Source organism: Draconibacterium sp. (assembly GCF_041583095.1).
Lineage (GTDB): Bacteria > Bacteroidota > Bacteroidia > Bacteroidales > Prolixibacteraceae > Draconibacterium.
In genome coordinates this window covers 1-9,677 of sequence record NZ_JBFHGM010000198.1, presented here as the reverse complement: position 1 = coordinate 9,677, position 9,677 = coordinate 1, and the positions used below count along the sequence as shown (strand labels likewise).

Sequence of the window (9,677 nt, the reverse complement as noted above, 5' to 3'; positions counted from 1 at the left end):
GACACACAGTTACTGGGGGCGGCGGAACACGAAGGGGTTTCTTACAATATGTACCACAAAAATCGCATGTTGATGCTAAACCTCTCGTATTCGATATTTGATTTGAAGAAGAAGTAAGCATCTACAATTAGAAATAGAGTGCATTAAGGGACGAAGAAATTAACTATTGCTTTAGGCAAGAAATGGGATCCGATCTGTATTTTCTAAAAATTGCAAGGACTGGGGCCTTGATTTCAAGAAAAAGTTTTCCAAATAAAAAAACCTCGCAGTTAAAACTACGAGGTTCACAATTATATCGTAAATGTATTTTATACCACAGTATTCGTCTCGATATCAGGGAAGATCAAACTTGGCTTAAATGTTTTGGCTTCCTCGAAATCCATTAAAGCGTACGAAATGATAATTACCACATCGCCAACAGCTACTTTGCGCGCAGCAGGGCCATTCAAACAAATGGTACCTGATCCGCGTTCGCCCCTGATAACATAAGTCTCTAAACGCTCGCCGTTGTTAATATTAACAACCTGTACTTTTTCGTTCTCAATAAGGTTTGCCGCGTCCATCAAATCTTCGTCGATGGTAATACTTCCAACATATTGCAGGTTCGCCTCGGTAACGGTAACCTTGTGTATTTTCGATTTACAAACTTCAATTTGCATAACTATGCTTATTTCGGTCTTAAAAAACTATATTGTCAATTAACCTGATCTTTCCGCAAAAAACAGCAACACATCCAACTTTTGTAGAATCTTCGTCCCAGTTTTTCACCGGTTGCAGCTGTTCGTCGTCAACGATCTCAAAATATTCAACATCCAGAAATGGGTTCTTGTTTATCGTTTCTGTTACCCAATCCGTGATTTCTTGTACGGATTTCTGCCCCTTAAGTTCTTTGGCTTTAAACAAAGTCTCCGAAATTACGGCTGCATTTTTCCGCTGTTCTTCCGTCAATAATTCGTTTCGCGAGCTCATGGCCAAACCACTTTCTTCGCGAATAATGGCGCAAGGTACAATTTCCACAGGAAGTTGCAGTTGTTTCACCATATTTTTAACAATGGCCAATTGCTGAAAATCCTTCAATCCGAAGTAGGCTTTGGTAGGTTTTACCATGTCGAAAAGGCGGCTAACCACCTGTGCTACACCATTAAAGTGTCCCGGGCGATGTTTGCCTTCCATCACCTCTTCTAATTTTCCAAAGTTAAATTTACGTTTATCCGGTTCGGGGTAAACCTCCTTTGCATTGGGTGCAAAAACGATTGAACAACCTGTTGGCTCCAATAATTTCATATCGTTTTCGAGTGTGCGCGGATAACGTTCCAAATCGGCCGGATCGTTAAATTGTGTTGGATTTACAAAAATACTTACCACCACAACCGGATTTTCCGAAACGGCCTGTTTTACCAACGAAATATGGCCTTGATGTAGTGCCCCCATAGTGGGTACAAAACCCACTGTTCTACCTTGGGCAAGGTGCTGTATTTCAGACTGTAACTCTTGTACTGTGCTAACCAGTTTCATAGCTTAAAAATTGCGGCTGCAAAGTAAGTAATTTTAATTGGTAAAACAGCATAAAAAAGAAGTATAGTGACTGAAACTAACGAACTTAACTTGACTATTCGCATATTTTTATTACTTTTGCAAACTGTTTTTTAACTGCACTTATAGGTTCATGGAAAAGAAAAGAATCCTTTATATTTCACAGGAGATTACCCCTTATTTACCAGAAAGCGAAATGTCGGAGATTGGACGTTACCTGCCACAGGGCGTTCAGGAGAAAGGGAGAGAGATTAGAACTTTTATGCCGCGTTATGGCTGCGTAAACGAACGTAGAAATCAGTTGCACGAGGTAATCCGTTTATCGGGTATGAACCTTGTGATTAATGATGCGGATCATCCACTTATCATAAAAGTGGCATCGATACAAGCTGCCCGTATGCAGGTATATTTTATCGATAATGAAGATTATTTTCAACGCAAGGCCGTATTACACGATGACGACGGGAAAGAGTTTGAAGATAACGACGAACGTGCAGTATTTTTTGCCCGTGGTGTGCTCGAAACGGTAATTAAGTTACGCTGGGCACCCGATATTATTCATTGCCACGGCTGGTTAACTTCGTTGGTACCTTTATACATTAAAAAGTATTATTACAACGATCCGTTATTTAAAAACTCAAAACTGGTTTATTCGGTTTATAACGACGATTTTAAGCAAACACTCGACAGCCGGTTTAACGAGAAACTGTTGCTTGAAGGTATTACAACCGACGATGTAAAAATGATAGAAGAGCCAACTTTTGCCAATGTTAGCAAAATGGCTATCGATTATTCGGATGCGGTTATACAGGGAACCGAAACGATTAACGCCGACGTTAAAAATTATATTAAGGATAGCGAAAAGTTATTCCTGGATTTCCAACCAAAAGAAACATACATTGATGCCTACAACGAGTTTTACGATAAAGTGTAAGGCTTCGGTGTTAAAGAATCAAAATTATATTTAAAAAGTTCAATTTTACTCCGATTTCAGAAACGCTCTCGTGGTTATTTTTTATGTTTGTGTAATTTTTCGGAAATCAGAAAATTGAAGAGGCAATCCAGGCTGTTTAAATAGGCTAATTTGCATTGGCTGCAGTGGGTAAGCTTCCTAAAATAAATTGGAATTATTGACATGAAATACAATACAGTGCAGTTGTTAAAAATAGTTGGAGGATTATTCGTTCTTGTAAACATAATGGTTGCCTGCAACAGCGAACAAAACGATTTGGGGCTGGGCATCCTTCCTGATGAAGACCTGATTAATGTTCGAAATATTTCTGTTTCGGATAAAATTGCATCCTATACGTTTACTGAAGATGGAATTATTACCAATAAAGGTGCAACAAACCTGTTGGGAACCCTGAACGATCCGGTTTTTGGAAAAACAACAGCAAATTATGCAACGCAGTTCCGCTTAACTTCATTTCCTGATTTTGGAACCAACCCGGTAGTTGATTCTGTTCGTTTGTACTTGTTTTATAGAAATATATACGGCGATACGATTACTACGCAGCATGTTAAAGTGTACGAAATGGAAACGTACCTCGACCCGGATGCTGAATACACTCAGGATATTGATTTGAAATCGATGGCTTCGGATGTTCCGCTTGCCGAATTTGATTATACACCAAAAGTGGTGCTGGATTCTGCAACTCAGGATACTAACTACCAGTTGCTGACCATTCCGCTGGATAATACATTAGGAGAAAAGCTGATCGGAGCCGATTCGCTGGATATGATCAGTAACGATGTATTTCTTCAGTATTTTAAAGGCCTTTTGCTCGAAAGTGCTGATGTTTCAGGAAAAGGTTCATTGGTAACCTTGCACACTGCATCTACCAGTACTTTTCAGGGATCGGCGTTATTGGTATATTATAACAACGACGAAAACACTGTGTTGTTGGAAGATGATGAAGATCCCGATACCTTATCGCAGGCCTACCTGATAACTAAATATAGTTTGCGGGTTAACGAATTTAAACACGACTACACCGGTGCACCGTTCCTGGACGATCTTGATCAGGAAGACGAAGAAAGCGACCTGATTTATGTGCAGCCAACCGGAGGATTAAAATCGCGGATCACAGTTACAGGTCTTGAAAGCTGGAAAGACTCGGTTAACATGGGTATTAATAAAGCTGAAATTATTTTTCATGTTGATACCACTGCAAGCGATATTCATAATTATCCGCCACCAAACCAGCTGATGTTTACCTTTGTGGCACCCGACGGAGAAGAGTACCGCCCCATTGATTACTTCTTTAATCCTACGTTTTACGGTGGAGTTTTAGATACCAGTGATTACACCTATACCTTTAATATTACGCAGCATGTTCAGCGTATTATCGATATAACCGATCCTGACCATGATGATTTTGTTGGAAACCAGGGATTTTACCTGACAACCGGTCGACGTGCTGATATTGCCAACCGGGTAATATTAAAAGGAGCAAAACAGGGTGGTGTTGATATGCGGATAACGTATTCAAAATTTTTGGACTAAGCAGCTCTTCATACTTATCATTCCCCCATTTATAGCACTTTTATAGTGGTTTGTGATGTTGTGCTTATTTTCAAAGGATGTAGTATTTAATCCCGGTTAAATATGATTCGCTTTAATAAAACAGGGCACAAATTGAATAATGGCATGTTTATATCCACGAAAACCTTTATTTTAGCGGCCTTTACCAACAACTAAAATTATTTAAACCACTTAACCGGTGATGAATGCCGAAAATGGAACGGTTTTTTGTTTTTGGCAAACCACAAAAATTAAATTCATGAAACCACTATTTTATTGCGCCGTATTCTTGGTGCTGTCTATTTCCTGTACAAATCAAAGTGATAAGGACCCGGCTTCAGCCATTGCTGTTGAAGATTATAGCCAGTATGTAAATCCGATGGTTGGAACAAGTACCATGGGACATACCTTTCCGGGAGCTACCGCACCCTTTGGAATGGTGCAACTGGGGCCGCAAACCGATATGCAGCCTTATTTTAATCCCGATGGCAGCTACAATAAAAAAACCTATGAATATTGTGCGGGATACCAATATCGCGATACTACCATAATTGGTTTTGCACACACTAATTTTAGTGGAACCGGCCACTCCGATTTGGGCGATTTTCTGGTGATGCCAACCACCGGCGCTTTGGTGCTCGATCCGATAAAAACCAACGACGGAAGCAAAGGGTTCTATTCGGTTTTCTCGCATGATGACGAAAACGCAGCCCCAGGATATTATAGCGTAAAACTTGATGATTATAATATTGATGTGGAACTAACGGCATCAGAGCGGGTGGGTTTTCACCAGTATGCATTCCCCGTAAGCGATGAAGCGCACATTATTCTCGACCTGGTTTATAACATTTATCATTACGATGAGAAAAACGTGTGGACATTTTTGCGTGTTGAGAATGATTCGCTGATTACCGGTTACCGTCAGACAAAAGGGTGGGGCCGCACGCGAAAAGTGTTTTTTGCCATGCAGTTTTCAAAACCTTTTAAGAGTTACGGACACAAAAAGTACGACGAGAATAATTACGACGGGCACTACCGGTATTTCGATCAGGAGAAAAACTTCCCTGAAATGGCCGGACGAAATATAAGGGCTTATTTTAATTTCGATACGGCTGAAAACGAAAAGCTAAAAGTAAAATTTGCCTTGTCGCCGGTAAGTATGGCAGGTGCCTTAAAAAATATGGAGACCGAAATTCCGCACTGGGATTTCGAAAAGGTAAAAGCCGAAACGCAACAAAAATGGAACAACGAACTGGCAAAAATAGAGGTAGAAAGTATCTCGGAAGAGGATAAACGCACATTTTACACCGCGCTGTATCATACTTTACTTAGCCCGATTGTGTACGAAGACGTAGATGGCAGTTACCGAGGCCTCGATCAGAACATCCACCAGTCGGAAGGATTCACCAACTACACCATTTTTTCGTTGTGGGATACTTACCGTGCTTTGCATCCTTTCTTTAACCTCGTTCAGCCGTCGCGTAACAACGACATGATTAAATCGATGTTGGCTCATTACGACCAGAGTGTGCACCATATGCTACCGGTTTGGAGCCATTATGCCAACGAAAACTGGTGTATGATTGGTTATCACTCCACCACCGTTTTGGCCGATGCTGTAGTAAAAGGAGTGGGCGATTTCGACCGGAAGCGGGCACTGGAAGCAGCTGTAACAACCGCTAAAGTTCCCTATTTTCACGGAATTGGCGATTATATGAAATACGGTTTTGTTCCCGAGGACAAAAGTTTGTACTCCGTTTCGAAAACCTTGGAGTATGCGTTCGACGACTGGTGTATTGCACAGATTGCCAAAAACACCGGAGATGAAGCTATCGAAAACGAGTTCCTGGAACGCTCAAATGCTTACAAAAAAGTGTACGATCCTTCCATTGGTTTTATGCGTCCGAAACTATCAAACGGCGAGTTTCGCAAGGAATTCGATCCGCTGGATACACACGGACAGGGATTTATTGAGGGTAATGCCTGGAATTACGGCTTGTACGTTCCACATAAGGTGGAAGACATGGTGCAGCTAATGGGCGGAAAATCACGTTTGTCGGGAATGTTGGACTCATTGTTTACCATGGAGTTGGACGATAAATACATTGAAAAGAACGAAGATATTACCCGCGACGGAATGATCGGAAATTATGTGCACGGCAACGAACCGGGGCATCATATTCCGTTTTTGTACAACTACACCGACGAGCCATACAAAACTCAAAGCCGCGTGCGCATGATCATGAAAACCATGTACGGCGCCGAAGTGAACAGTTTGTGTGGTAACGACGATGCCGGACAAATGAGTGCCTGGTACATTTTTAACAGTTTGGGTTTTTATCCGCTGGCACCCGGATCGGAATACTACGAGTTGGGAAGTCCTTCGGTGAAAAAAGCAGTCGTTTCTTTTGAAAATGGAAACCAGCTGACCATCACAGCCAAAAATCAAAGCGAAGAGAATGTGTACGTCAGTAAAGTTACCTTAAACGGAACTGAAATTGATGGCACAAAAATCTCACACTTCGATTTAATAAAAGGAGGAGAACTGGTATTTGAAATGAGCAATCAGGCAACGAAATAATTAATTCCTTGCTTTAAGGTTGTGCCCGTGTGCTTCATGAGGATTAGTAGCGAGCGAAAGTCAGCACGGAATTTATGGAATGCTTAATTTGAAATATATTCGTATTAAAATTAAAACTCATGAAGAAAGTATTACTGTTACTGGCCAACGGATTCGAATTTTTCGAGGCAAGTGTATTTATCGATGTAATTGGCTGGAACCTTGAAGAAGGCGACAACTCAACAAAACTATACACCTGCGGGGTAACCAAAGAGGTTAAAAGTTCGTTCGATCAGACTTTGGTGGTTGATTACCGGATTGATGAGATTGATGTAAATGATTTTGACGCCCTTGCGCTTCCCGGAGGTTTTGAGGTTTATGGTTTTTACAACGATGCCTACAGCGATAAATTCCTTGATCTGATTCGGGCATTCCGGACAGGTAATAAAGTAATTGCATCCATTTGTGTGGGCGCATTGCCTTTGGCAAAAAGTGGTGTTTTAAAAGGGAAAAACGGAACAACTTACCGAAGTGCGGTTAGGCGCGAAGCCCTGCAAAATTTTGGCGTAAATGTGTTGGATCAGCCCATTGTGCTCGACGATCAGTTGATAACATCGTGGAACCCTTCAACAGCCGTTGACGTGGCATTATTGCTGCTTGAGTTGTTAACCTCGAAAGAAAATGCTGAAAAGGTTCGGCAGCTGATGGGCTTTTAAAATGCTTGAGATCAAAAATCATGATTGAAATTTCAACCGATAAGGAAAAGCTCGATATCCGGGCTATTCACAGTTATTTGGCGAACGAATCGTATTGGGCAAAAGGGCGCACCCTGGAAACTGTACAACGCTCGATAGAAAATTCACTTTGTTTTGGTGTATACCTCGAAAACAGACAGGTTGGTTTTGCACGCGTAATCACCGACTATGCTGTTTTTGCCTGGCTGCTCGATGTTTTTATTCTTCCTGAATACCAGGGAAATGGATACGGCAAAAAGCTCATAAGAGCCATTATGACACATGATAATCTGCAGGGCTTGCGCCGCTGGGGTCTGGGAACCGATGATGCTCACGGATTGTACAAACAGTTTGGGTTTGCGCCTGTTCAGAAACCCGAAAATATGATGGAGATTATACAAACAAGTCACCAGTAAAATAGTCCTTACGTTTATTGTGTGCGAGAAGACAGCCAACTCAAAAGTCAGCTCAAATAAATCGTTACTAAAATTCGTAATATTTACGTAAGAATAAACTCCTTAACCCCGGTTATTTAACGTTTTATAAAAACCTAGGTTTGTTTGAATCATGTCAGGCTGCATTTAAAAATTTTCAGAATAATGTCTTCCTGCCAACGTATTGCCCCCCTTTTTGGGGTAGTAGTAAAACAACTGAAGTTTCGAAAACCGGTTACAAGCTCTAATAAAAAAAATAGCTCAGCCCGTTAAGCACTCAAAGTCGCATTCAGCTTAATCATAAATCAGAATACCGGTTCCTCGAATGCCTGAAAACAAGTAATGTTCCGGTAGCCAGTGGCTTGGAGTAATGAAATTATCCCCGGAATTAAACAAATACTAAAATAAAAGCGTTTATTAATGCAATTAAAGCACTTGAAATACTACAAAATATATGTTTAAAAATCTTCTGAATTGACAGGATGAAGCCCATGATGAGAAATTGAGTTGTTGAAAATAGTGTAGCAATTCAATAAAAATCGAAGAACCTTAAGATTATGTTAAAAAGTAAAATACTGCAATTAATCGATTTTGAGAAGGTTAATACCCTGCTTGAAGGTTTTAATAAATCAACTGGTTTTGTAACGGCAATATTAGACCTCGAGGGTAATGTGCTGTCAAAATCAGGATGGCGGCAAATATGTACTCACTTTCATCGTGTACATCCCGAAACTGCTCAAAACTGCACCAGCAGCGATACGGTGTTGGCAGGTCAAATGGACAAAGGCGAAAAGTACCATTGTTACCGGTGTTTAAACGGATTAATTGATGTTGCCGTTCCCATAGTTATAAAAGGTGAACACATTGCCAATTTGTTTTCCGGCCAGTTCTTTTTTAAATCTCCCGACCCGTTTTTTTTTAAGAAGCAAGCACAAAAATATGGGTTTAATGAAGAAAAGTACCTGGAAGCACTTGATAAAGTACCGGTTATTAATGAAGAGAAAGTAAAAACAATTATGGAATTTCTGCTCGACATGACGAACCTGATTAGCGATATCACATTTCAGAAGCAGGAATTAATGGATTTGAACGATGCCTTGCGAACCAGCGAAGAACGTTACCGGCTTATTCTGGAAAACAGTATGGATGCAATAATCCTTAAAACAGCCGATGGAGCAATTCTTTCGGCGAATAAGGCAGCATGCGAAATGTTTCAACGCTCGGAAGAAGAAATTTGCAAAGTAGGTATAAATGGATTAGTTGTGCCGAATGATCCGGGATTTGCAGCGATTCTTGAAGAGCAGAAGCAAAAAGGCCGGGCTAAAGGTGAACTTTTTATGCGGAGAAAAGATAACGAAGTTTTCCCTGTTGAGATTTCATCGTCGGTTTTTGCCGATCACGAAGGGTTTAACCGGGTAAGCATGATTATCCGCGACATTACCGAAAGAAAAAAATCGGAAGAGAAAGTGCGGCAAAAGGATATTGAGTTTAGAAAACTCTCAGCAAATGTTCCCGATTTATTGTTTCAATTTACCCGAAAAGCCGATGGCAGTTATTGTATTCCCACCGCATCTGAAGGCATAAAGAATATATTTGGCTGTAAACCCGAAGATGTTGTAGATACGTTTGAACCCGTAAGCAGAGTAATCTATCCGGAAGATGTGGACAGAGTGATCAGCGATATTGAATATTCAGCAGAGCACCTGACTTACTTTAGTTGTGAGTTTAGGGTAAAAATACCGGGAAGAAAAATTCAATGGATTTATTCCCGATCAACACCTGAAAGATTACCTGATGGAAGCATTACCTGGTATGGCTTTAATATGGATATTACCAAAGTTAAAGAAACAGAACAGGCACTCCAAAACGCAAAAGAAATTGCCGAGCGGAAT

General features: G+C 40.7%; 8 protein-coding genes. 6 read left to right on the top strand and 2 right to left on the bottom strand.

Features of this window, described 5'->3' with window-relative positions:
• Positions 1-308: 308 nt before the first annotated feature.
• Positions 309-659, bottom strand: coding sequence for an aspartate 1-decarboxylase (panD, locus tag ABZB17_RS16315; RefSeq protein WP_045031375.1), 351 nt, complete (start codon positions 657-659; stop codon positions 309-311).
• Between the two features lie 19 nt (positions 660-678).
• A complete protein-coding gene (gene panC, locus ABZB17_RS16310) occupies positions 679-1,515 on the bottom strand; it encodes a pantoate--beta-alanine ligase (protein WP_372651612.1) in 837 nt (278 codons plus the stop codon).
• A gap of 151 nt (positions 1,516-1,666) precedes the next feature.
• On the opposite strand from panC, the gene ABZB17_RS16305 reads away from it, so the two are divergent.
• The 6 genes from ABZB17_RS16305 to ABZB17_RS16280 all read left to right on the top strand — a co-directional run.
• Positions 1,667-2,467, top strand: a complete 801-nt coding sequence (locus tag ABZB17_RS16305; protein ID WP_045031377.1) for a glycogen/starch synthase — start codon at positions 1,667-1,669, stop codon at positions 2,465-2,467.
• Positions 2,468-2,668: 201 nt separating this feature from the next.
• Positions 2,669-4,039 carry a DUF4270 domain-containing protein gene (locus tag ABZB17_RS16300; protein ID WP_372651610.1) on the top strand — a complete coding sequence of 457 codons (1,371 nt, stop codon included), beginning with the start codon at positions 2,669-2,671 and terminating at the stop codon, positions 4,037-4,039.
• Positions 4,040-4,316: 277 nt separating this feature from the next.
• The gene (locus ABZB17_RS16295; protein ID WP_372651608.1) at positions 4,317-6,638 is read left to right on the top strand and encodes a GH92 family glycosyl hydrolase; all 2,322 of its coding nucleotides are present in this window, start codon (positions 4,317-4,319) and stop codon (positions 6,636-6,638) included.
• 119 nt (positions 6,639-6,757) lie between these two features.
• Positions 6,758-7,333 carry a DJ-1/PfpI family protein gene (locus tag ABZB17_RS16290; RefSeq protein ID WP_372651606.1) on the top strand — a complete coding sequence of 192 codons (576 nt, stop codon included), beginning with the start codon at positions 6,758-6,760 and terminating at the stop codon, positions 7,331-7,333.
• Between the two features lie 20 nt (positions 7,334-7,353).
• A complete protein-coding gene (locus tag ABZB17_RS16285) occupies positions 7,354-7,767 on the top strand; it encodes a GNAT family N-acetyltransferase (protein ID WP_372651604.1) in 414 nt (137 codons plus the stop codon).
• A gap of 575 nt (positions 7,768-8,342) precedes the next feature.
• Positions 8,343-9,677, top strand: a 1,335-nt coding sequence (locus ABZB17_RS16280) for a PocR ligand-binding domain-containing protein (RefSeq protein WP_372651602.1), incomplete at its 3' end; no start/stop codon positions are given.

Excerpts from the sequence above, each read along its gene's own strand:
- panD (WP_045031375.1), bottom strand. The coding sequence starts at position 659 with ATGCAAATTGAAGTTTGTAAATCGAAAATACACAAGGTTACCGTTACC.
- panC (WP_372651612.1), bottom strand. The coding sequence starts at position 1,515 with ATGAAACTGGTTAGCACAGTACAAGAGTTACAGTCTGAAATACAGCAC.
- ABZB17_RS16305 (WP_045031377.1), top strand. The coding sequence starts at position 1,667 with ATGGAAAAGAAAAGAATCCTTTATATTTCACAGGAGATTACCCCTTAT.
- ABZB17_RS16300 (WP_372651610.1), top strand. The coding sequence starts at position 2,669 with ATGAAATACAATACAGTGCAGTTGTTAAAAATAGTTGGAGGATTATTC.
- ABZB17_RS16295 (WP_372651608.1), top strand. The coding sequence starts at position 4,317 with ATGAAACCACTATTTTATTGCGCCGTATTCTTGGTGCTGTCTATTTCC.
- ABZB17_RS16290 (WP_372651606.1), top strand. The coding sequence starts at position 6,758 with ATGAAGAAAGTATTACTGTTACTGGCCAACGGATTCGAATTTTTCGAG.
- ABZB17_RS16285 (WP_372651604.1), top strand. The coding sequence starts at position 7,354 with ATGATTGAAATTTCAACCGATAAGGAAAAGCTCGATATCCGGGCTATT.